The sequence below is a fragment of the Pseudomonas sp. CK-NBRI-02 genome (genome assembly GCF_008124495.1).
Taxonomy (GTDB): Bacteria; Pseudomonadota; Gammaproteobacteria; order Pseudomonadales; family Pseudomonadaceae; genus Aquipseudomonas; species Aquipseudomonas guariconensis.
In genome coordinates this window covers 24,727-48,130 of the sequence record NZ_VSJH01000030.1, presented here as the reverse complement: position 1 = coordinate 48,130, position 23,404 = coordinate 24,727, and the positions used below count along the sequence as shown (strand labels likewise).

Sequence of the window (23,404 nt, the reverse complement as noted above, 5' to 3'; positions counted from 1 at the left end):
TAGTATTGCCGAGGTGGTGGAATTGGTAGACACGCAACCTTGAGGTGGTTGTGCCCATAGGGTGTAGGGGTTCGAGTCCCCTTCTCGGTACCAATTGAAGCATGAGAGCCCGCTTTAGCGGGCTTTCTTGCAGGTGGAGGTTAGATTGACCCTGTAGCGGGTTCGGTCTTATACTTTCGCCCCAGCTTTGTCGCGGGGTGGAGCAGCTTGGTAGCTCGTCGGGCTCATAACCCGAAGGTCGTTGGTTCAAATCCAGCCCCCGCAACCAGCTTCAGCGGAGCCCCTTTTCAGGGGCTTTTTGCTAGCTGAACAGTTCTTGCGCCGTTGTCCAACGGCGCTTTCAGGGATGGGCGCTTTGCCCATTTTTTATTTGCACAGCATGCACGAGGGGGTTCAGGTGTCGAGCAAGCTAGAACAGTTGCAGGCCTTGTTGGCCCCGGTGGTCGAGGGTCTGGGCTATCAATGCTGGGGGATCGAATACGTTTCCCAGGGTAAGCATTCGGTCCTGCGCATCTATATCGACAAGGAAGGCGGAATCCTGGTGGACGATTGCGAAGCTGTCAGTCGCCAAGCCAGTGCCATTCTGGATGTGGAAGATCCGATCACCAACGAATATACCCTCGAGGTGTCCTCTCCTGGCATGGACCGCCCGCTGTTCACTCTGGAACAGTTTGCCTCGCATGCCGGCGAACAAGTGAAGATCAAGCTGCGTACGCCCTTCGAAGGTCGTCGTAACTTCCAGGGCCTTCTCCGCGGTGTGGAGGATCAGGATGTGGTGGTCCAGGTGGACAACCATGAGTTCCTGTTGCCGATCGACTCGATCGACAAGGCCAATATTATTCCCAGTTTTGACTGAGACGTGCCGGGCCCGGCGGACTATCCGGGCCCAATGGCTTGCGCAAGGCGAGGCGTACGATGAGCAAAGAAGTACTGCTGGTTGTTGAATCGGTATCCAACGAAAAGGGTGTACCACCCGGCGTCATTTTCGAAGCGCTGGAAGTGGCCCTGGCCACTGCAACCAAAAAACGTTTTGAGGACGAAGTCGACCTGCGTGTGGAGATCAACCGCCACACCGGTAGCTACGAGACCTTCCGTCGCTGGACCGTGGTTGACGAAGCCGATCTGGATGATCCGGCGATCGAAACCTGGTTGAGCAAGATCCACGAGACCCACCCTGATGCCAAGGTCGGAGACGTGATCGAAGAGAAGATCGAGTCGATCGAATTCGGCCGCATCGCCGCCCAGACCGCCAAGCAGGTGATCGTGCAGAAGGTCCGCGAGGCCGAGCGCGCCCAGGTGGTCGATGCCTACCGTGAGCGTGTTGGCGAGATCATCTCCGGCACCGTCAAGAAGGTGACCCGCGACAACGTCATCGTTGACCTTGGCAACAACGCCGAGGCCCTGCTGGCCCGCGAGGACATCATCCCACGCGAAACCTTCCGTGTCGGTGTCCGCCTGCGTGCACTGCTCAAGGAAATCCGCACCGAGAACCGCGGCCCTCAGCTGATCCTGTCGCGCACCGCGCCGCAGATGCTGATCGAGCTGTTCCGCATCGAAGTGCCAGAGATCGCTGAAGGTCTCATCGAAGTCATGGCCGCCTCCCGTGATCCGGGGTCGCGTGCCAAGATCGCCGTCCGCTCCAAGGACAAGCGCATCGACCCGCAAGGTGCCTGCATCGGCATGCGTGGTTCGCGCGTCCAGGCCGTATCCGGCGAGCTGGGTGGTGAGCGCGTGGATATCGTCCTGTGGGATGAGAACCCGGCGCAGTTCGTCATCAACGCCATGTCGCCGGCTGAAGTCGCGGCGATCATCGTTGATGAAGATGCCCATGCAATGGACATCGCAGTCGCCGAAGACAACCTGGCCCAAGCCATTGGCCGTGGTGGTCAGAACGTTCGCCTGGCCAGTCAGTTGACCGGCTGGACCCTGAACGTGATGACCGAGAAGGACATCCAGGCCAAGCAACAAGCAGAAACCGGCGACATCCTGCGCAACTTTATCGAGGAACTGGAAGTCGACGAGGAGCTGGCCCAAGTGCTGGTCGACGAAGGCTTCACCAGCCTCGAAGAAATTGCCTACGTACCGTTGGAAGAAATGCTCAACATCGATGGCTTTGACGAGGAAATCGTCAACGAGCTACGCGCTCGTGCCAAGGACCGTTTGTTGACCAAGGCCATCGCTACCGAAGAAAAACTGGCAGACGCCCATCCGGCCGACGACCTGCTCTCCCTCGAGGGTATGGACAAGGATCTGGCGGCGGAACTGGCGGTGCGCGGCGTGGTTAACCGCGAAGACCTGGCCGAGCAGTCGATTGACGATCTGCTCGACATCGACGGCATCGACGAAGAGCGTGCCGGCAAGTTGATCATGGCCGCCCGAGCCCATTGGTTCGAGTAATTAGGCGCGGCCTGAGGAGAGAAGTGCATGACGCAAGTCACGGTGAAAGAACTGGCCCAAGAGGTCGAGGCACCGGTAGAGCGCCTGCTGCAGCAGATGCGTGAGGCAGGTCTGCCGCACACCGACGCCGGTCAGGTAGTGACCGATAACGAGAAGCAGGTTTTGCTGACTCATCTGAAAAGCAGCCACAAGAGCAAGGCGGAAGAGCCGCGCAAGATCACCTTGCAGCGCAAGACCACCAGCACCCTGCGTGTCGCCGGTAGCAAAAGCATCAGCGTAGAAGTACGCAAGAAGAAAGTATTCGTGCAGCGCAGCCCGGAGGAAATCCAGGCTGAGCAGAAGCGCGAGCTGGAGGAGCGCCGTGCAGCCGAGAATGCCGCACGCGAGAAGGCGGACGCCGAAGCTCGCCAGCGCGCTGAGGAGCAGGCGCGTCGTCAAGCGGCTGAAACCGCAGCCCAAGCGCCTGTCGAGAAAGCTGCGCCTGCAGCGGTAGCGGCCCCGGCTCCGGTTGTTGCCGAGGCACCTGCGTCCGAAGATGCCGCTGCGCGTGCCGCTGAGCGCAAGAAGGACGAGACTCGTCGCAACGAAAGCCGTGTCCGTGACGAAGACCGTCGTGGTGGTGAGCGCCGTGGCGAAGCCCCGCGCGTTTCCATCAAGGTCAAGGTCAAGGAAAAGGAAAAGGCGCCGACCCCTCGCGCGGCCCCACGTACCACCGACGAAGAGAGCGATGGTTTCCGTCGCGGTCGTGGTGGCAAAGGCAAACCGAAGAAGCGCAACCAGCATGGTTTCCAGAACCCGACCGGTCCAGTCATCCGTGACGTGACCATCGGCGAGACGATTACTGTTTCCGAACTTGCACAACAGATGTCGGTCAAGGCCGCCGAAGTCGTCAAGTTCATGTTCAAGCTGGGGACCCCGGTCACCATCAACCAGGTGCTCGACCAAGAAACCGCTCAGTTGGTAGCCGAAGAACTGGGCCACAAGGTGACCCTGATCAGCGACACCGCTCTGGAAGACTCCCTGGCAGAATCGCTGAAGTTCGAAGGCGAGACCGAGCCGCGTGCACCGGTAGTGACCGTAATGGGTCACGTCGACCACGGTAAGACCTCGCTGCTCGACTACATCCGTCGTGCCAAGGTTGCTGCAGGCGAGGCCGGCGGCATTACCCAGCACATCGGTGCCTACCACGTCGAAACCGATCGTGGCATGGTCACCTTCCTCGACACCCCTGGCCACGCCGCGTTCACCGCGATGCGTGCCCGTGGTGCCAAGGCCACCGACATCGTGATCCTGGTAGTGGCGGCGGACGACGGCGTGATGCCGCAGACCCGCGAAGCCGTCCAACACGCCAAGGCTGCCGGTGTTCCGCTGGTGGTTGCGGTTAACAAGATCGACAAGCCGGGTGCCGACATCGATCGCATTCGTAACGAACTGGCTGTTGAAGGCGTGACCTCCGAGGATTGGGGTGGTGACACTCCGTTCGTCAAGGTTTCCGCGAAGATGGGTACCGGTGTCGACGAACTGCTCGAGGCCGTGCTGCTGCAGGCAGAGATCCTCGAGCTGACCGCCACGCCAACCGCACCTGGTCGTGGTGTCGTGGTCGAGTCGCGCCTGGACAAGGGCCGCGGCCCGGTCGCTACCATCCTGGTTCAGGACGGTACGCTGCGTCAGGGTGATATGGTCCTGTGCGGCTCCAACTATGGCCGCGTGCGTGCCATGCTCGACGAGAACGGCAAGCCTGTGAAGGAAGCCGGCCCGTCGATCCCGGTCGAAATTCTCGGTCTGGACGGCACTCCGGAAGCCGGTGACGAGCTGTCCGTGGTCGCCGACGAGAAGAAAGCCCGTGAAGTCGCCCTGTTCCGTCAGGGCAAGTACCGCGAGGTCAAGCTGGCCCGTGCTCACGCCGGCAAGCTGGAAAACATCTTCGAGACCATGGGTCAGGAAGAGAAGAAGACGCTCAACATCGTCCTCAAGACCGACGTGCGTGGTTCTCTGGAAGCGCTGCAGGGCTCGCTGTCGGGCCTGGGCAACGACGAAGTTCAGGTGCGCGTGATTGGTGGCGGTGTCGGTGGTATCACCGAGAGCGATGCCAACTTGGCGCTGGCGTCCAACGCGGTGCTGTTCGGCTTCAACGTTCGTGCCGATGCCGGTGCGCGCAAGATCGTCGAGCAGGAAGGTCTGGATATGCGTTATTACAACGTGATCTACGACATCATCGAAGACGTCAAGAAGGCCCTGACCGGCATGCTCGGCAGCGATGTTCGCGAGAACATCCTGGGTGTCGCCGAAGTACGTGACGTGTTCCGCTCGCCGAAGTTCGGCGCCATCGCTGGCTGTATGGTCATCGAGGGTACCGTGTACCGCAACCGTCCGATCCGCGTACTGCGCGAGGACGTGGTGATCTTCGAAGGCGAACTGGAATCGCTGCGTCGCTTCAAGGACGATGCTGCCGAAGTTCGTTCGGGCATGGAGTGCGGTATTGGCGTCAAGAGCTACAACGACGTCAAGGTCGGCGACAAGATCGAAGTCTTCGAGAAAGTCCAGGTGGCACGTACCCTGTAAGGGCCGTGCCGGGCGCAAGCCCCGCCCTTGGGCGGTTTGCGGCGCCTCTGAAGGTAACGCCCGGTCAGGCTCCAGCCTGTCCGGGCGTTTGCCGCTTTAGTTACAGGTAGCAAGAATGGCAAAAGAATATAGCCGTACCCAACGCATCGGCGATCAGATGCAGCGCGAGCTGGCCGAACTGATCCGTCGTGAAGTCAAGGATCCGCGTGTCGGCCTGGTGACCATCACCGCCGTGGATGTCAGCCGTGACCTGGGCCATGCCAAGGTCTTCATCACCGTCATGGGCCAGGATGGCGCCGATGCCGTGCCGCAGACCCTCAAGGCCCTCAACAGTGCAGCGAGTTTCCTGCGCCTGCACCTGGGGCGTGTCATGCAACTGCGCAGCGTACCGCAGCTGCATTTCCACTTCGATGAGAGCGTCAGCCGCGGTGCCCACCTGTCGGCGCTGATCGAGCGTGCAGTGGCGGAAGATCGCCTGCACAAGGATGCCGACAAGCCGGACGCCGAGGAGTAATCGGTGGCTCAGGTCAAACGAATCCGCCGCAACGTAAGCGGCATCATCCTGCTCGACAAGCCGTTGGGGTTCACCTCCAACGCCGCGTTGCAGAAGGTCCGCTGGCTGCTCAATGCCGAGAAGGCTGGCCATACCGGTAGCCTCGACCCGTTGGCCACTGGCGTGCTGCCGTTGTGCTTCGGCGAGGCTACCAAGTTCTCCCAGTACCTGCTCGACTCCGACAAGGGCTACGAGACAGTCATGCAACTTGGGCAGACTACCAGTACCGCCGACGCCGAAGGCGAGGTCTTGCAAACCCGCGATGTGACCGTTGGTCGTGCAGATATCGAAGCTGTTTTGCCACGATTTCGCGGTGAAATCAGTCAGGTACCGCCGATGTACTCGGCCCTCAAGCGTGACGGCCAGCCGCTGTACAAGCTGGCACGTGCAGGAGAGGTAGTGGAGCGCGAGGCGCGTTCTGTTACTATTAGCCGCTTGGAGTTGATCGAGTGCGAAGGCACTCGGGTTCGCCTGTCGGTCGGTTGCAGCAAAGGCACCTATATCCGCACCCTGGTGGAGGATATCGGTGAGGCGTTGGGCTGTGGTGCCTACGTCGCGCAACTGCGCCGTACCCAGGCCGGCCCCTTCGAGCTGGCACAGACCGTGACCCTCGATGAGCTCGAGCAGGCCCACGCCGAAGGTGGCAACGAAGCGCTTGATCGCTTCCTGATGCCGTCCGACAGCGGATTGCAGGATTGGCCACTGGTGCGTCTCTCCGAGCACAGCGCGTTCTACTGGCTGCATGGCCAGGCGGTTCGTGCGCCGGATGCGCCTCAGTTCGGCATGGTCCGAGTACAGGATCACAATGAACGCTTCATCGGTATCGGTGAGGTGAGCGAAGACGGGCGTATTGCGCCGCGTCGACTGATTCGGTCGGAATGATCGAAACCGTACGTCCAAGCCCTGGCCCAAGCGTACGGAACCGAGGGTGGCTGTTAATAGGCACGGTCACACCTCTACTCATTAATACAGGGATTCGTCCCTGGCCTATTGGAGACCGTCCGCGGGATCCGTTTATCAGGAGAAGCCAAATGGCCCTCAGCGTTGAAGAAAAAGCTCAGATCGTTGCCGAATACCAGCAAGCCGCCGGCGATACCGGTAGCCCGGAAGTGCAGGTTGCTCTGCTGACCGCCAACATCAACAAGCTGCAAGGCCACTTCAAGGCCAACGAGAAAGACCACCACTCCCGTCGTGGTCTGATCCGTATGGTTAACCAGCGTCGTAAGCTGCTGGACTACCTGAAGGGCAAAGACACCACTCGTTACAGCGCCCTGATCGGTCGCCTGGGTCTGCGTCGCTAATAGCGTCCTGGCCAGTGGTGTGCATGGCGTGTCGCAGGTTTCGGGAGTGCTGCCTGGCAGCACTCGCGTCAGGCACGCCACGCGTATCTCCGAGGTTGGCAGCCTGGTTGTGCTGAGCGGTTTTACCGCGCAGCGGCCAGGCTCCCAGCCTCGTGTTGTATCTGGACGGTCAATGGGGCCGATTCCCCGTTCTGCCCAAGAATTCGCAAGAACAAGTTCCCCCCAGAGCCACTGAAAAAAGGTAGGAAACCGTGAACCCGGTAATCAAGAAATTCCAGTTCGGTCAGTCGACCGTAACCCTCGAGACGGGCCGCATTGCCCGCCAGGCGACCGGCGCCGTGCTGGTCACCGTCGACAACGACGTCACCGTGCTGGTGACCGTGGTCGGTGCCAAGCAGGCAGATCCAGGCAAGGGCTTCTTCCCGCTGTCCGTGCACTACCAGGAAAAGACCTACGCCGCTGGTAAGATCCCAGGTGGCTTCTTCAAGCGTGAAGGCCGTCCTTCCGAGAAAGAAACCCTGACTTCGCGCCTGATCGACCGCCCGATCCGCCCGCTGTTCCCTGAAGGGTTCATGAACGAAGTGCAGGTTGTCTGCACCGTGGTTTCCACCAGCAAGAAGACCGATCCGGACATCGCTGCGATGATCGGTACTTCGGCTGCCCTGGCCATCTCCGGTATCCCGTTCGAAGGCCCGATCGGCGCAGCCCGCGTTGCCTTCCACGAAAGCACCGGCTACCTGCTGAACCCAACGTACGAGCAACTGGAAGCCTCCAGCCTCGACATGGTCGTGGCCGGTACCGAATCCGCTGTACTGATGGTTGAATCGGAAGCCAAAGAGCTGACCGAAGACCAGATGCTGGGCGCTGTGCTGTTCGCTCACGACGAGTTCCAGGCCGTGATCCAGGCCATCAAGGAATTCGCTGCCCAAGCCGGCAAGCCGACTTGGGACTGGCAGCCAGCCCCAGCCAACACCGAGCTGCTGAACCTGGTGCGCGCCGAGTTCGGCGAGGCCATCTCCCAGGCCTACACCATCACCCTGAAGGCCGATCGCTACAACCGTCTGGGTGAGCTGCGCGACCAGGCCGTCGCCCGTTTGTCCAATGAAGAAACCGGCCCGACCGCCGGCCAAATCAAGGACATCTTCGGCGAACTGGAATACCGCACCGTCCGCGAGAACATCGTTAACGGCAAGCCGCGTATCGACGGCCGTGACACCCGCACCGTGCGTCCGCTGAACATCGAAGTCGGCGTTCTGCCCAAGACCCACGGTTCGGCCCTGTTCACCCGTGGCGAAACCCAGGCCCTGGTCGTCGCGACCCTGGGTACTGCCCGTGATGCCCAGTTGCTGGATACCCTGGAAGGCGAGAAGAAAGACGCCTTCATGCTGCACTACAACTTCCCACCGTTCTCGGTAGGCGAGTGCGGTCGCATGGGCGGCGCTGGCCGTCGTGAAATCGGCCACGGCCGTCTGGCTCGTCGTGGCGTCCAGGCCATGCTGCCGAGCGACAGCGAGTTCCCATACACCATCCGCGTCGTATCGGAAATCACCGAGTCCAACGGCTCCAGCTCCATGGCCTCGGTCTGCGGTGCCTCCCTGGCACTGATGGATGCAGGCGTACCGATGAAGGCGCCTGTAGCCGGTATCGCCATGGGTCTGGTCAAGGAAGGCGACAAGTTCGCAGTCCTGACCGACATTCTGGGTGACGAAGACCACCTGGGCGACATGGACTTCAAGGTTGCTGGTACCGCCAAAGGCGTTACCGCACTGCAGATGGACATCAAGATCAACGGTATCACCGAAGAGATCATGGAAATCGCCCTGGGCCAGGCCCTGGAAGCGCGCCTGAACATTCTCGGCCAGATGAATCAGATCATCGCCCAGTCGCGCAGCGAGCTGTCGGCCAACGCACCGACCATGCTGGCGATGAAGATCGACACCGACAAGATCCGTGACGTCATCGGCAAAGGCGGCGCGACCATCCGCGCTATCTGCGAAGAGACCAAGGCTTCGATCGACATCGAAGACGACGGTTCGATCAAGATCTTCGGCGAGACCAAGGAAGCGGCCGAAGCGGCCAAGCAGCGCATCCTGGGCATTACCGCTGAAGCCGAGATCGGCAAGATCTACCTGGGCAAGGTCGAGCGCATCGTCGACTTTGGCGCCTTCGTCAACATCCTGCCGGGCAAAGATGGTCTGGTGCACATCTCCATGCTCAGCGATGCGCGTGTAGAGAAGGTCACTGACGTTCTGAAAGAAGGTCAGGAAGTCGAAGTGTTGGTACTGGACGTGGACAACCGCGGCCGTATCAAACTGTCGATCAAGGACGTTGCGGCTGCCAAGGCCTCCGGCGTCTAAGCCTCTTCAGGCGAAAGAAAGGACCCAATAGGGTCCTTTTTTTTCGCCTCGATTTTTCCTTGGTCCACTTGCATCTTGCATGCAGGATTTTGCCTGGCCTTGCAAATTGCACGATCGCAATCCGAATCGATTATTTTAACTATTTGAATTTAAAGAGATTTTTTATCCGGAAAAGCTGGCACAGCACATGCAACGGTAGGTTTACCTGCTGCCAGGAACCACGGCGCAGACCTTTCGAACAACAGGAGTGACTCACATGAAGAAATTCGCCATTGCTGCCGCTACTGCCACCGCCCTGACTCTGACCATGGCTAATGCGGCATTTGCCCAGCAGCCCGCCCAGTCGTCCCCAATGACGCTGGCGGCCGGTGAAGTGACCAAGGCCAAGGAAGAGACTAAAGACACTTGGATCACCACCAAAGTGAAGGCCGACCTGATGACAGAGAAAGGCATCCCTGGCAGCGACATCAAGGTCGAAACCAATAAGGGTGTGGTCTCCCTGTCTTCTGACGTGGCGATCACCGCCTCGCAGAAAGAACAGGCGATTGCCATCGCCAAGGCTATCAAGGGTGTCCAGGCTGTGTCGGCTGACGGCCTGAAAACCGAGTAAGGATTGTCCCGTCGGCCAAAAGGATTTGGCCACCTTTTCATCGAGGGCCGCTGTGCGCCCCTTTCGCTAGCGTTGACGCGAGCGACAGGGCCGTACAGCGGCCTTCGACTTTCATTCACCGCCCAAACGCACAGGGTTGAACGTGATCACATCACTCTCGAAGCATTCCTGCTGGACGATCAGCGGCTCCACCAGTGGCCGGCTGTCACGGAAATGCGCGGTTTGGGTGTGCGCCTCGTACGCGGCGTCGTCGCGATAGATCTCATAGAGGTAGATCACGTCCGGATCGAGACGGTCCTGTGACACATCGAACACCAGACAACCTGGCTCATTGGCCACCGAGGCCGCCGCATTGACCTTGATGGCGTTCAGAAATTGTTCAGCGCTGCCGTTCTTTACACGGGTCTTGATGAAGAGGCTGTACACAAAGCGATCCTTTTGTTTTAAATTTGCTCGCAAATTGTATACATATAAGGAGCCGCGTCCATGTCTGATCTTCCTGCCCGTCCTGGCCGTCTGAATGGTCTGCGTCATCTCGCCCTGCTGGTTCCCAACCTGGAAGAGTGCGAACGTTTCTACGTCGACCTGCTTGGTATGGAAGTGCTGCACCGGGCTCACGAAGATCTGGTCTACCTGACCTGCGGTAACGACAACCTGTCCCTGGGGCGCGGTGCGGGTGCGGCTAACGGCTTGCAGACCTTGGACCACTATGGGTTCATTGTCGACAGCGTGGAGGAGCTGGACGCTTGGTACCTGTACTTCAAGGCGCACGGTGTGACCCTGCTGGATCGCCCATTCGATCATGGCGATGGTGCGCGTAGCTTCCATGTCCTCGACCCGGCCGGCAACAAGGTGCAGCCGCTGTATCACCCGGCGGTTTCCGGACAGCGGCTGGTCTGAAGGTAGGGTTTGCGGGTAGCTCCGCTCCTACAGGGCCACTACACCCTCTGTAGGAGCGGGTTTACCCGCGAAGATGACACCGGTGGCCAAGGGCACCCCAAGGTGCCTGCAGGGGCGGGCTACTCGGCATCCAAGTGCAATGGCGTGATGACCCGCCCATCGTTTTCAGCCTGGCCCAGGTTGGTATCGATGAAGTACACCCGGTCGTCTTCCAACTGACCTTTGTCCACCAGGTAGTCCTTGATGCTGCCAGCCCGATCTTGGCCCAACTGACGCAACAGCGCGGTACTTTCAGCCCAGGACTTGATCACCGCATCGTGCAGCTTGGCGGTGCGTTCGTCGCGGCTCAGTTGTTGCCATTCGGCCGGAGGTTGCTGTTTGAGACGAGCGCGGTAGATACCCTCGAGCATCGCCGGTTTGTCACTGTCGTCGACCACCAGCATCGATGCATTGGCTGGCACCTTGTCGCCGCGGCGCTGGAGGATCTTGTACCAGGTCGCTTGGTACTCGCGCTCCAGGCGTTGCTTGGCGATCAGCGGGCCATCGCTGCTCTGAGCACTGGTGCCTTCGATTTCCAGGCGCAGTTCCGGGCGCTCCTTGAGCGCACTGGCCAGTTTGTCCAGTGCGGACTGGGCGTCGGCACTGAGGTCGCTGGAGCCTGGCGCGAATGCCACATTACCCAGATCCTCGGCGCCACCGCCGGCAATCAGTCCGCCGATGAACTTGAACGGTGCCTGGGCTGCGCGCAGCACCAGATTGCGCAAGGTTTGCCAGATGATCGGCATGACGCTGAACTGTGGATTGTTCAGGTCGCCGGTCACCGGCAGCTCGATGGAGATCTTGCCTTCGGTGTCCTTGAGCAGGGCGACTGCCAGGCGGATCGGCAGGTCCACGGCATCGGGGCTGTCGACCTTCTCACCCAGCTGCAGCTGCTCGACCACCACCTTGTTTTCAGCCTTGAGTTGGCCGTTGGTGATCAGGTAGTGCAGGTCCAGGTTCAGTCGGCCTTTGCGGATGCGGAAGCCCGCGAACTTGCCGGAGTAGGGCGTCAGCGTGGTCAGCTCGACGCGTTTGAAGCTGGTGGCGATGTCCAGGCTGGCCAGTGGGTTGAACGGGTTGAGCGCACCTTTGATGGTCACCGGTGCGTAACGATCGACCTTGCCTTTCACATCGACCTTGGCCGGTGCCGGCTTTCGGTTGTCGATGGTGCCGATCTGGCCGTTGAGCTGCTGGATGGCAGTGGCGAAGTTGGGGGTCAGGGTGAGGTCGGCGAAGTTGGCCGAGCCATCGTTGATGTCGATGCCACCGATGCGGATGCCCAGCGGCTTGTCAGTGCTGGCAGTGGCCGGCTTGGTTTGACTGGTTGCGGGTGCGCTGGCCGGTTGAGGGATCAGCAGATCGTCGACGTTGGTGGTGCGGTCTTCATTGATGATGAAGCGTGCATAGGGCTGCAACAGCGCCACCTTGTCGATCGACAGGGCATCGCCATGGACATACGACAGACCGCTCAGATCCAGTTGCTGCCATTTGACGAAGTCGCGATTTTTGATGGTGTCCAAAGTGTGCAGCTGGCTGACCTGGGCTTTGCCGCCGACGCTGAAGGCCAGTGGTTCGGTACTCTTGAGATCGACCTTCAGGTCGCTGGAAAGCATGCCGCTGCGCAATTCCAGGCGGATGAACGGGCTGATGTAGGCCTGGGCCACGCGCAAGTCGATATCACGGGTGCTGACATCCAGCTTGGCGGTGACCGGCGCCAGATTGACTTGGCCGGCCGCCTGCAGCTTGCCTTGCTTGCCGACCCCGGTGTCGAGCTTGAGTGTGAAGGGCGACTGGTTGAGGCTGTCGAAGTTCTGCAGGTCGGCGTTGAGCGGGCCCACATCCAGTGCCACAGGCTCCTTCTGGCTACGGTCGGCCAGGTGTACCTGATAGTTGCGCAGTTGCACATCCTTGAGCAGCACCTGCCAGGGCTTGCTCGGCTCCTTGGCGGCCTTTTCCTCGGCACTCGGCTCGGCAGCGGCAGGTTCGGCTTTTTCCTTCGGGGTGGCCTTGGCCGGCTGACTGGCGAACAGCTTTTGCCAGTCAAGCTGGCCGTCGCGTTCGAGGGCGGCCCAGGTCTCGAGCTTTTCGCTGCGGATCTTGCCGACGATGATCTGTTGTTTGGCCAAATCGATGGAAGTTTCGCTCACGTCCAGACTGGCCAGACGCGCCAGCGGGCGTCCGTCCGGTGCCTTGATGGCGAAGGGGGCGACGCGCACCGAGGTGTTGTCCAGCAGCAGCTCGGTTTCCTTGGACAGATTGAGCTTGTAGTGAGTGTCCAAGCTGACCACGCCTTCTTCCAGCACCAGGGGAACCGCATCGCGCACATAGGGCCAGAAGGCTTTCATCCTGCCTTCGGTGACCTTGAGGGTTCCTTCGGAGGCGATAGGGGCCAGGCTCAGGGTACCGCTCCAGTCGATGCGTCCACCATTGGGGCCAATGGCCACCAACGCCATGTCGGCATTGTCGTCGGGCAGGGTGCTGAGGTTCTTCAGTTCCAGGTTCATGGAGTCGTAGAGGAACTCGATGGGTTCGCTCGGTCGCAGGTCCTGGAAGTGCAAATAGCCTTCGTTGAGCTTGATGCTGCCGATGCGCAGCGGGAAGGGGTCGCCTGCGGGCTCCTCAGGTTTGGGCTCGCTGGGCGGCAGTTTGAACAGCTGGGTCAGGTTGAGGCTGCCATCCTTGGCGAACAGCACCTCGTTGCGTGGCTTGTCCAGCTCGACAGCCTCCAAGTGCAGGGCCTTGGTCCACAGGCTGTCGAGCGAGAGGTTGGCATAGAGGCGTTCGAAGCCCACCTGCTCCTTGCCCGGTTCGCCGATCTGCAGACCCCAGAGCGTGAGCTCGAGGCTGAACGGGTTGAACTCGATACGTTGCAGGTGTGCCGGCACCGTGGCGTATTGCGCCAGTTGTTGGTTGGCGATGCGCAGGCCGACACCGGGGATGATGAGAAAGCCAAGCAGGCTGTACAGGGCCACGAGGGCCAGCATGGCGCCGAAGGCGCGCGTCAATCCTTTGGGCATGTAAGACGTCATCTGTCTGAAGCGGGGTGCCTTGGAGTATGGCACGTTAAAACGGTTCCGACGAAGCGACCAAAAACCTCACTCGAGTCCCATACGCCGTCTTGCCCGGTGTGCCGAGCCGTTGCGCATGGCCCAGCGCAGCACCGGAGCGATGCGATTGATGCCCAGGCGGATCATGCGCTGCTGAAGAGGATTCTGGTGCAGATCGAGCATATCGCGGGCCCAGTCCGGCAGCAGGTCGATGCCGGCATTGAGCATCAATTTGCCGACCGGTTGCGCCATGCGGCTGGGAGCTGGGGCATCAAGCAGGATATCCACCACCTCATGACTGCGTGCGTCGCACAGCAGCTGTGGGCGCATGCATTGCAAGTAGTCTTCGACTGCCTGACACGAGCGCGGTACATCGCGTGCCCCCAAGCGTTCGGCGATCAGGGCGATCTCGTTGTAGTAGGCGTCCTGGGCCTCGCGGCTGAGATGGGGGTTGCGGTAGCGCAGGTGGGCGGCCAGGAAGCTACTGACCTCGGCGACATGGACCCAGGTCAGCAGGTCGGGGTCGCTGGCGGCATAGGGGCGTCCGTCGGGGGCGGTGCCGACCACCTTGAGGTGGATGGTGCGGACCTTTTCGATCAGCCATTCGGCATCGCGGGTCGAGCCGAACGTGGTGCCGGAGATGAACTGGCTGGTGCGGCGCAGGCGACCGAGCAGGTCCTGGCGGAAGTTGGAATGGTCCCACACCCCAGCCAGGGCCAAAGGGTGCAGCAGTTGCAGCATCAAGGCGCTGATACCGCCGACGAGCATGCTGGGGAAGTCGCCGTGCACCTGCCAACTGATGCTCTGCGGGCCGAACAGGCCCGGGTCACCTTTGGGGGATTCCAGGTCGAGCTGGCCTAGGGCCAGCCCGGTGAGGCTCATGACCTGAGTTTCGATGCGGCGGCGTAAGGCTTCCATGGCGGTCCCGCAGGCCGCCATGGGCGGCCGTCTATTGATTGAGGCGATTGTCGATCAAGCCCTGGACCACGGTCGGGTCGGCCAGGGTCGAGGTATCGCCCAGGTTGTCCAGCTCGTTGCAGGCGATTTTGCGCAGTATACGCCGCATGATCTTGCCCGAGCGGGTCTTGGGCAATGCCGGCGCCCACTGGATAAGCTCGGGTTTGGCGAAGCTGCCGATCTCCTTGCTGACCAAGGCCAGCAACTCGTTCTTGAGCGTGTCGTCCGGGGTGACGCCGTTCATGGGCGTGATGAAGGCATAGATGCCCTGGCCCTTGAGGTCGTGCGGGTAGCCGACCACGGCGGCTTCGGCGATGCTGTCGTGGAGCACGAGAGCGCTTTCGACTTCGGCGGTGCCGATGCGGTGGCCGGAAACGTTGATCACATCGTCGACGCGCCCGGTGATCCAATAATCGCCATCGGCATCGCGACGGGCGCCGTCACCGGTGAAGTAGTAGCCGGGCATGGGCTTGAAGTAGGTGTCGACCATGCGTTGATGGTCGCCATAGACACTGCGGATCTGCCCGGGCCAACTGGCTTTGATCACCAGCAGGCCTGCGCCTGGGCCTTCGATGACCTTGCCTTTTTCGTCCAGCAGCACCGGTTGCACGCCAAACAAAGGTTGCGTAGCGCAGCCCGGCTTGAGGTGGGTGTTGCCTGGCAGCGGGCTGAGCATGATGCCGCCGGTCTCGGTCTGCCACCAGGTATCGACGATGGGACAGCGCTTCTGGCCCACCGCCTCGAAGTACCATTCCCAGGCTTCCGGATTGATGGGCTCGCCCACGCTGCCGAGCAGGCGCAGGCTTTGTCGGGAGGTGTTCTGTAGGGGCGCCGAACCTTCGCGCATCAGTGCGCGCAGGGCGGTGGGGGCTGTGTAGAAGATGTTCACCTGATGTTTGTCGACCACCTGCCAGAAGCGCGAGGTGTCCGGGTAATTGGGCACGCCTTCGAACATCAGCGAGATGGCGCCGTTGGCCAGGGGGCCGTAGACGATATAGCTGTGGCCAGTGACCCAGCCGACATCGGCGGTGCACCAGAACACCTCGCCATCACGATAGTCGAACACCACCTTGAAGGTCAGCGTGGCCTGCAGCAGGTAACCAGCGGTGGTGTGCAGCACGCCCTTGGGTTTGCCGGTACTGCCGGAGGTATAGAGGATGAACAGTGGATCTTCAGCTTCCATGGCCTCGGGCGGGCAGTCGTCATCGGCCTGTTCCGTGGCTTCGTGATACCAGAGATCACGGCCCTCGCTCCAGGCGATATCGGCCCCGGTGCGCCGTACCACCAGCACGCTGCTGACCGCCGGGCAACTGGCCAGGGCCTTGTCGACGTTCTGCTTGAGCGCAATGCGCTTGGCGCCGCGAACCCCTTCGTCTGCGGTGATCACCGTGCGGCAGTCCGCGTCCAGAATGCGATCACGCAGGGCATCGGGTGAGAAACCACCGAACACGACCGAGTGAATGGCGCCTATGCGGGTGCAGGCGAGCATGGCATAGGCCGCCTCAGGGATCATCGGCATGTAGATGCACACACGATCGCCTTTCTTCACCCCACGGGCCTTCAGGGCATTGGCGAGACGGCAGACCTGGCGGTGCAGCTCGCGGTAGGTGATGGCCTTGGCGTCCTTGGGGTCGTCACCTTCCCACAGCAACGCCGTCTGCTGGCCGCGGGTGGCCAGGTGGCGGTCGATGCAGTTGTAGCTGACGTTCAACTGGCCACCGTCGAACCAGCGCGCCTTGCCGGTCTTCAGATCGCATTGCTGCACACTCGACCAAGGCTTGATCCAGTCCAGGCGCTTGGCCTGTTCGGCCCAAAAGGTATCGGGATCTTCGATCGACTGGCGGTAGAGACGCTGGTAGTCGTCGGGGGAGAGGGCGGCGGACTGGCTCACGGCCAGGGCCTGGGGGTAGTTGCGGATATCGAACATGGCGGGTTGTCCTGCTCTTGTGAGGGGCGAGGGACTGCAGCGGCTATTCGATGGACAGTGTAGAAGGTAGGGGTGTTCCCTGGAGGGCCGCCCCGGTGATTGAGTTGCGTGGTCAGCGTAGCTGTGGAGCTTTAGCCGCGAAGCAGGCGTACCGGTGCATGGCACAGGCCGGGTCGGCACTCGCGGCTAAAGCCGCTCCCACGGGGCGCTGGGCACATCTGCGAGTGATATGCAGCACCGTGAAAGCGACCCTATATCAACCGCGGTGGCGACCGCGGAAGTAGTTGATCAGGCCTTGGGTGGAGCCATCCTCAGCGCTGTCTTCCAGACTGCCGACCAGGCGTTGGTATACGCCCTTGCCCAACTCCTTGCCCAACTCCACGCCCCACTGGTCGAAGGCATTGATACCCCAGATGACGCTCTGTACGAACACCTTGTGTTCGTACATGGCCACCAGCGCACCGAGGCGACGAGGGCTGATGCGCTCTACCACCAAGGTATTGCTCGGGCGGTTGCCCGGAATCACCTTGTGTGGTGCCAGCTTCTCGATGTCCGCTTCATTCAGGCCTTTGGCGCGCAATTCGGCCTCGGCTTCCTCGCGGGTCTTGCCGAGCATCAGCGCCTGGCTCTGGGACAGGCAGTTGGCGTACAGCCACTGGTGGTGGTCGGCCACCGGATTGAAGCTCACCACCGGGACGATGAAGTCGGCCGGGATCAACTGGGTGCCCTGGTGCAATAGCTGGTGGTAGGCGTGTTGGCCGTTGCAGCCGACGCCGCCCCAGATCACTGGACCGGTATCGGTTTTCACCGGGGTGCCGTCCTGCAGCACGCTCTTGCCGTTGGATTCCATGTCCAACTGCTGCAGGTGCTTGGTGATATTGCGCAGGTAATGGTCGTACGGCAGGATCGCGTGGCTCTGGGCGCCCCAGAAGTTGCCGTACCACACGCCCAGCAGGGCCAGCAGCACTGGCATGTTCTTATCGAACGGCGTGGTCTGGAAGTGCTGGTCCATGGTGTAGGCCCCGGACAGCAGCTCCTTGAAGTTTGCGGTGCCGATGGCCAGTGCGATCGGCAGGCCGATGGCCGACCACAGCGAGTAGCGCCCACCCACCCAATCCCACATCGGGAAGATATTCTCTTCGCGCATACCGAAGGCCACGGCGGCAGCCTTGTTGCTCGATACCGCGATGAAGTGGCGGTACAACTCGGCCTCGGAACCGCCCTGGGCCAGGTACCAAGTACGCGCGGCGGTGGCGTTCTTCAGGGTTTCGAGGGTGTTGAACGATTTGGACGAGACGATGAACAGGGTGGTTTCGGCACGCAGATTGGCCGACAGCTCATGGAACTCGCTGCCGTCGATGTTCGCCAGGTAATGGCAGCGCACGCCACGCTGGGCGTAGGGCAGCAAGGCTTCGGAGACCAGCTCCGGCCCCAGGAAGGAGCCGCCGATACCGATGTTCACCACGTCGGTGATGGGCTTTTCGCTGTAACCGCGCCACAGGCCGTCATGGATACGGCCCACCAGTTCGGTGATCTGGTTGAGGACCTTGTGTACTTCCGGCATCACATTGACGCCATTGACACTGAGCTTGTCGCCCACCGGGCGGCGCAGGGCGGTGTGCAGGACCGGACGACCTTCGGAGGCGTTGATGATCTCGCCGCTGAACATCGACTTGATGGCATCGGCCAACCCGACCTGGTTGGCCAGGTTCACCAGCAGATCGCGGGTCTGCTCGGTGATCAGGTTTTTCGAGTAGTCGAGGAACAGGCCGCAGCTGCTGAGGGAAAACTGATCGAAGCGCTTGGGATCGGCTGCGAAGGCTTCGCGCATGCTGAAACCCTGCATGGCGTCGCGGTGTTGCTGGAGCGCCTGCCAGGCGGGCAGTGCCGTCACATCGTGGGGGGTACGGTAATACGCCATTGCGGATGCTTTCCTTGGTGCGTGATGGGCCTTGGACAACAGACAGTTGCTGGCAGTTGCAGGCTGGCCATCATTATAGGCATTGGCTGTCAGGAAGGAATGGGGGGCTTTGCGCCCCCTCACGAGCTCCCGCCCCAGGTATCACGCAGTCTTTTCGTCCAGGTGCAGGTACAGGTTGTCGATCAAGCGGGTAGTGCCCATGTAGGCCGCAGCCAGGATCACCAGGTCGCGGTCATCGATCATTGCCGGGCGCAAGGTCACGGCGTGGCGCACTTCCAGGTAGTCTGGGCGGAACCCAGCGGCAACCAGTTGCACCTGCCCCTCGGCAATCAAAGCGGGATAGTCACGCTGGCCCTTGGTGATGGCCTCGGCCATGGTCTTCAAGGTTCGGTACAGCGCAGGCGCAGCAGCGCGCTGCTCCGGGCTCAGGTAGCCGTTGCGCGATGACAGCGCCAGGCCATCCTCGGCGCGCACGGTGGGCTCGCCGATGATCTGGATCGGCATGTTCAGGTCGCGCACCATGGCGCGGATCACCGCCAACTGCTGGAAGTCCTTTTCGCCGAACACTGCAAGGTCGGGCTGGACCATGTTGAACAGCTTGCTGACCACGGTGGCGACGCCTTCGAAGTGTCCAGGGCGGCTGGCGCCACACAAGCCTTCGGACAGTTGCGGCACGCTGACGCGCGTCTGCACTGCCATGCCGTCGGGGTACATCTCCTCGACGGTGGGCGCGAACAGCAGGTGGCACCCAGCTTCGAGCAAGCGCTCTTGGTCGGCGGCGAGGGTACGGGGATATTTGTCCAGGTCTTCGCCGGCGCCAAACTGCAGCGGGTTGACGAAGATGCTCGCGACCACGAAATCGGCACGCTGGGCGGCTTTGGTCACCAGTGCGGCATGGCCACTGTGCAGGTTGCCCATGGTCGGCACGAAGCCGATCCGCTTGCCTTCGCCGCGGGCGCGTGCCACGGCGGCGCGCAGTTCTCGGACGGTCTTGACTGTATTCATGCGCTGAACCCGTGTTCGCTACCTGGGAAGCTGACTGCCTTGACCGCTTGCACGTAGGCAGCCAGGGCGCTGTGAATATCCGGCTGGCCTTCCATGAAGTTCTTCACGAACTTGGGCACACGCCCGCTCAGGGATAGCCCGAGCATGTCATGCAGGACCAGCACCTGACCGTCGGTGGCGCTGCCGGCTCCGATACCGATGACCGGAATGCTTACCGCCTGGGTGATCTCGGCGGCCAAGTCGCTGGGCACGCACTCCAGCAGCAGCATGGCCGCACCGGCTTGTTCCAGGGCGATGGCGTCGGCACGCATTTGCCGAGCCTGGGCTTCCTGGCGGCCCTGAACCTTGTAGCCGCCTAGCACATTGACGGTCTGCGGAGTCAGGCCCATGTGCGCGCACACTGGCACGCCACGTTCGGCCAGCAGGCGGATGGTCTCGGCCAGCCAGGCGGCGCCTTCGAGCTTGATCATGTGGGCGCCGGCCTGCATCAGGGTGGCGCAGTTGGCGAAAGCCTGCTCAGGTGTGGCGTGGGCCATGAACGGCAGGTCGGCGAGGATCAGGGCGCCCTCGTTGCCACGCTTGACGCAGGCAGTGTGGTAGGCCATTTCGGCGGTCGTGACCGGCAGGGTACTGTCATGGCCCTGCAGGACCATGCCCAGGGAGTCACCCACCAACAGTATTTCCACGCCGGCTGCGCAGGCGGCCTTGGCGAAGGTCGCGTCGTAGCACGTCAGCATGGCGATTTTCTCACCCTTGGCCTTGAGGCCGTGCAGGGTGGTCAGGGTTACTTCAGGCATGTAGGAAATCCTCGTTCAGGCGCTGTGAAAAACGACTGCGTACAACGCGTGTAATCATCTTCCGGAGCGGCACATCATCGTGTGTGATGTTCGGGCACAGGTCCGTCCGAGCCTAAATAGGTAAAAAGGCGGCACTTTGGTGCCACGGGACGCCTATAGTCGTGAGCGAGGGGGGGGAAGTCAATCACCCTGTTACCGCATTGTTACGATCAGGGTGTTACTGGCGTTACCGTTGTCCGAAACGCCCGGATTACAGGCGTTCCAGACCCACGAAGGGGCAGGCCTCAAGCAATTGCGCCAGGCTACGGCCGTCGGCAAGGTGGAAATCGGCGGGTACCAGCTCAGCCAGGGGATAGAGCACGAAAGGGCGCGCCTGCATGTGGTAGTGCGGGACTTTGAGGCGTGGCACGTCGATGACTTGGTCGCCGAACAACAGGACGTCCAAGTCGAGGGTACGGGGCCCCCAGCGCTCCTTGCGCTCGCGGCCTTGGTCAAGCTCGATGGCCTGAAGGGCGTCGAGCAACGCCAGTGGCGCGAGATGGGTGTCCACGGCGGCCACGGCATTGGTGTAGCGCGGTTGGCCGGGGAGCAGGGAGTCGCTGGTATAGAAAGCCGAGGTGGCTGCCAGGCGGGTACCTTCGACGTTGTCCAGCGCCTGCAGGGCGCTTCGCAATTGTTCGGCGGGCTCGGCCAGATTGCTGCCCAGGCCAATGTAGGCGCGGGTCGTCATGTTCAATCCCAGTTTTCGTCGCCGCTGCGCTTGCGCTTGCTGCCACTGCGCTTGCGTTTGCGGGGCGCGGCACCGGCACCGTCGTCGCGGCTGCCCAGGTCACGGATCATGTCGCGACGTTCGCTGTCGTTGGCGTCCTGATAGTCTGTCCACCATTGGCCCAGATCGTCGGTTTCCTCGCCAGCGCTTTCGCGCAGTAACAGGAAGTCGTAGCCGGCGCGGAAGCGTGGGTTGTCGAGCATCATGTCGGCGCGCTTGCCACTGCGGCGTGGCAGACGCTCCTGCATGTCCCAGATCTCGCGGATCGGCAGGGTGAAACGCTTAGGTATCGCGATGCGTGCGCATTGTTCGGCGATCAGGTCGTGGGCGGCGTTGTTCATGGCCGGAATCGGCGGCACACCCTGGCTTTGCAGGTACAGGGCGCGGCCCGGCAGCGCAGGCCAGAGCAGGGCGGCGAACAGGAAGGCCGGGGTGACCGGCTTGCCTTGCTTGACCCGCAGGTCGGTGTTGGACAGCGCCTGGCTGATCAGGGTATGGGTGTAGGTCGGGCGTTCTTCCAGCGCATGGGCGCTGGCCGGGAACAGTGGGTCGAATAGGTGCAGGTCCACCAGCATCTCGAAGGTGATTGCGCCTTGGCCGGAAAGGAACAGCTTGAGGCTTTCTTCGAACAGGCGCGCTGGCGGGATCTCTCGCAGTAGCGGAGCCAGGTCGCGGATCGGCTGAACCGTGTGCTTTTCGATGCCGAAATCGAGCTTGGCGGCAAAGCGCACGGCTCGCAGCATGCGCACCGGGTCTTCCTGGTAGCGTTGGGTAGGATCACCGATCAGGCGCAGCAGGCGGTTGCGGATATCGTGCACGCCGTTGGCATAGTCGAGGATGCGTTCGCTGACCGGGTCGTAGTACAGCGCGTTGATGGTGAAGTCACGACGCTGGGCGTCGTCTTCCAAGGTGCCATAAACGTTGTCGCGCAGAATGCGCCCGCTGGCATTGTGCGACGAGCGGTGGCTATCGCCTTGATCTTCTTCGGAGTGATGGGCACGGAAAGTGGCGACTTCGATGATCTCACGGCCAAAATGCACGTGGACCAGCTTGAAGCGGCGGCCAATGATTCGAGCGTTGCGAAACTCTGCGCGGACTTGCTCAGGAGTGGCACTGGTGGCGACGTCGAAATCCTTGGGATTGATACCCAGGAGCAGGTCGCGGACGCAGCCGCCGACCAGATAGGCCTGGTAACCGGCGCTTTGCAGGCGCTCGACGATACTCACCGCGTGGCGGCTGAACTGGCTGCGTTGCAGCGAGTGCTGGCTCTTGTTGATCACTTCAGGCGTGGTGCGCCTGTGGTGCTGACCACGGATAGGAGGACGGAACGACTGGAACAGCTTCTTCAGCATGGGATGCACTGTTTGAAGGAATGTTCGGCCAAGAATAGGAGAATGGCCGCATGATGGGCGGGGATTCTAGCATTTACTCGGGGAATGGTGTAGGCGCTGCTTTGGCGGTGATGCTGGAGGGGGAGAAACGACATGGGGAGCCGAAGCTCCCCAGGAAAGTCGTTGCGTGCTCTTATTGTTTTTCTGCCGGGCTTCTTGTTTTTGTTGATGCCCTGCCCACAAATCTCAAAGCTTGTGGACGACCCCCAACCCGGGGGTGAAGAGCAAACGGATTGCTTTGGTCGCTGATGTTATGCTGATCGTTCGATCCAACCAGTTCAGGCGCTGCTTTTTAGTGCAGTTTTTGTTGTTCTCTGCCTGGCTGTGGGGCAAGCCCCAAACACAACTCCTCTCCAAAAGAATCAGTTAGCTGCGCCTCCGCCGTCTTGTTTTTATTGTGCGTGAGCCGTTTCGTCTTGTTCTTATTCTGGATTGCAGTGCTTGTTATTGTTCTTGTACCAGACATATAGCAGGTGCCGTGCCAACTTTGCTAAACCCAGCAAAATCAAGGCTTTGCGGGTTCTGTGCTTTCGGTGTCATGCAGAAAATGTCGAAATTTCGTTACCGTACGCCTCGGCTGATGTTACGCCTGGGCGGGTGGGGTAACAGATTCCTTGGGCAACTGCGCTGTTACCGAGGAACACCGGCAACGCCGGTGTCAGTGCGGCGAGTAGGTTTCTTCGTGGCGGCACCCGCTCCCGCAGGTTTCGTGGCGCATTCATCGACACGCTGTACCTGTAGGAGCGGGTTCGTCCACGAATAGGCGCGAGTGAGCACCACAAGAAAGTGGGTTTCTCACGAGCTGCGTGGTGTTTTGGGGAGGAAGGCGCAGGCAGGAGAAAACCCTCCTGCCTCTGTAGCGGGGAGGGGC

General features: G+C 61.3%; 18 protein-coding genes and 2 tRNA genes. 11 read left to right on the top strand and 9 right to left on the bottom strand.

Annotated elements, in window-relative coordinates; genetic code table 11:
- Positions 1 to 7 precede the first annotated feature (7 nt).
- From DQ397_RS17790 to DQ397_RS17740, 10 genes are all read left to right on the top strand, one after another.
- A tRNA-Leu gene (locus tag DQ397_RS17790) sits at positions 8 to 93 on the top strand.
- 98 nt (positions 94 to 191) lie between these two features.
- Positions 192 to 268, top strand: a tRNA-Met gene (locus DQ397_RS17785).
- Positions 269 to 397: 129 nt separating this feature from the next.
- Positions 398 to 856 (top strand): ribosome maturation factor RimP, encoded by a 459-nt coding sequence (gene rimP / locus DQ397_RS17780; protein ID WP_043210161.1) that lies wholly within the window; start codon positions 398 to 400, stop codon positions 854 to 856.
- A gap of 59 nt (positions 857 to 915) precedes the next feature.
- A complete protein-coding gene (nusA, locus tag DQ397_RS17775; RefSeq protein WP_043210092.1) occupies positions 916 to 2,397 on the top strand; it encodes a transcription termination factor NusA in 1,482 nt (493 codons plus the stop codon).
- Between the two features lie 27 nt (positions 2,398 to 2,424).
- On the top strand, positions 2,425 to 4,959 hold the full coding sequence (gene infB / locus DQ397_RS17770) for a translation initiation factor IF-2 (RefSeq protein ID WP_043210090.1): 2,535 nt from the start codon (positions 2,425 to 2,427) through the stop codon (positions 4,957 to 4,959).
- Positions 4,960 to 5,074: 115 nt separating this feature from the next.
- Positions 5,075 to 5,473 carry a 30S ribosome-binding factor RbfA gene (gene rbfA / locus DQ397_RS17765; RefSeq protein ID WP_043210088.1) on the top strand — a complete coding sequence of 133 codons (399 nt, stop codon included), beginning with the start codon at positions 5,075 to 5,077 and terminating at the stop codon, positions 5,471 to 5,473.
- 3 nt (positions 5,474 to 5,476) lie between these two features.
- The gene (gene truB, locus DQ397_RS17760; protein WP_043210085.1) at positions 5,477 to 6,394 is read left to right on the top strand and encodes a tRNA pseudouridine(55) synthase TruB; all 918 of its coding nucleotides are present in this window, start codon (positions 5,477 to 5,479) and stop codon (positions 6,392 to 6,394) included.
- A 149-nt stretch (positions 6,395 to 6,543) separates the two neighbouring features.
- Positions 6,544 to 6,813, top strand: coding sequence for a 30S ribosomal protein S15 (rpsO, locus tag DQ397_RS17755; protein ID WP_011532144.1), 270 nt, complete (start codon positions 6,544 to 6,546; stop codon positions 6,811 to 6,813).
- A 251-nt stretch (positions 6,814 to 7,064) separates the two neighbouring features.
- A complete protein-coding gene (pnp, locus tag DQ397_RS17745; protein ID WP_043210083.1) occupies positions 7,065 to 9,170 on the top strand; it encodes a polyribonucleotide nucleotidyltransferase in 2,106 nt (701 codons plus the stop codon).
- Between the two features lie 256 nt (positions 9,171 to 9,426).
- Positions 9,427 to 9,780: a BON domain-containing protein gene (locus tag DQ397_RS17740; RefSeq protein WP_043210081.1), complete on the top strand. Its 354-nt coding sequence runs from the start codon at positions 9,427 to 9,429 to the stop codon at positions 9,778 to 9,780.
- A gap of 111 nt (positions 9,781 to 9,891) precedes the next feature.
- On the opposite strand, the gene DQ397_RS17735 is transcribed toward DQ397_RS17740, so the two are convergent.
- A complete protein-coding gene (locus tag DQ397_RS17735) occupies positions 9,892 to 10,206 on the bottom strand; it encodes a putative quinol monooxygenase (RefSeq protein WP_043210080.1) in 315 nt (104 codons plus the stop codon).
- Between the two features lie 60 nt (positions 10,207 to 10,266).
- Here DQ397_RS17735 and DQ397_RS17730 point away from each other — a divergent pair, with 60 nt between their 5' ends.
- Positions 10,267 to 10,680 (top strand): VOC family protein, encoded by a 414-nt coding sequence (locus DQ397_RS17730; protein ID WP_043210077.1) that lies wholly within the window; start codon positions 10,267 to 10,269, stop codon positions 10,678 to 10,680.
- A gap of 119 nt (positions 10,681 to 10,799) precedes the next feature.
- Here DQ397_RS17730 and DQ397_RS17725 read toward each other — a convergent pair whose 3' ends face one another.
- The 8 genes from DQ397_RS17725 to DQ397_RS17690 all read right to left on the bottom strand — a co-directional run bounded on the left by DQ397_RS17725 (position 10,800) and on the right by DQ397_RS17690 (position 22,494).
- Complete coding sequence (locus DQ397_RS17725) at positions 10,800 to 13,736, bottom strand: DUF748 domain-containing protein (protein WP_043210075.1); 2,937 nt, start codon at positions 13,734 to 13,736, stop codon at positions 10,800 to 10,802.
- 78 nt (positions 13,737 to 13,814) lie between these two features.
- Positions 13,815 to 14,684 carry an oxygenase MpaB family protein gene (locus tag DQ397_RS17720; protein WP_043210159.1) on the bottom strand — a complete coding sequence of 290 codons (870 nt, stop codon included), beginning with the start codon at positions 14,682 to 14,684 and terminating at the stop codon, positions 13,815 to 13,817.
- 31 nt (positions 14,685 to 14,715) lie between these two features.
- Positions 14,716 to 16,650 (bottom strand): acetate--CoA ligase, encoded by a 1,935-nt coding sequence (gene acs, locus DQ397_RS17715; RefSeq protein WP_043210073.1) that lies wholly within the window; start codon positions 16,648 to 16,650, stop codon positions 14,716 to 14,718.
- 256 nt (positions 16,651 to 16,906) lie between these two features.
- Positions 16,907 to 18,571, bottom strand: coding sequence for a glucose-6-phosphate isomerase (pgi, locus tag DQ397_RS17710; RefSeq protein ID WP_043210071.1), 1,665 nt, complete (start codon positions 18,569 to 18,571; stop codon positions 16,907 to 16,909).
- Between the two features lie 141 nt (positions 18,572 to 18,712).
- Positions 18,713 to 19,576 carry a pantoate--beta-alanine ligase gene (gene panC, locus DQ397_RS17705; protein ID WP_043210067.1) on the bottom strand — a complete coding sequence of 288 codons (864 nt, stop codon included), beginning with the start codon at positions 19,574 to 19,576 and terminating at the stop codon, positions 18,713 to 18,715.
- Positions 19,573 to 20,373: a 3-methyl-2-oxobutanoate hydroxymethyltransferase gene (gene panB, locus DQ397_RS17700; protein WP_043210064.1), complete on the bottom strand. Its 801-nt coding sequence runs from the start codon at positions 20,371 to 20,373 to the stop codon at positions 19,573 to 19,575. The genes panC and panB overlap by 4 nt, the downstream gene beginning before the upstream one ends.
- Positions 20,374 to 20,623: 250 nt before the next feature.
- Complete coding sequence (gene folK, locus DQ397_RS17695) at positions 20,624 to 21,103, bottom strand: 2-amino-4-hydroxy-6-hydroxymethyldihydropteridine diphosphokinase (protein ID WP_043210062.1); 480 nt, start codon at positions 21,101 to 21,103, stop codon at positions 20,624 to 20,626.
- 2 nt (positions 21,104 to 21,105) lie between these two features.
- Positions 21,106 to 22,494: a polynucleotide adenylyltransferase PcnB gene (locus tag DQ397_RS17690; protein ID WP_043210060.1), complete on the bottom strand. Its 1,389-nt coding sequence runs from the start codon at positions 22,492 to 22,494 to the stop codon at positions 21,106 to 21,108.
- Positions 22,495 to 23,404 lie beyond the last annotated feature (910 nt).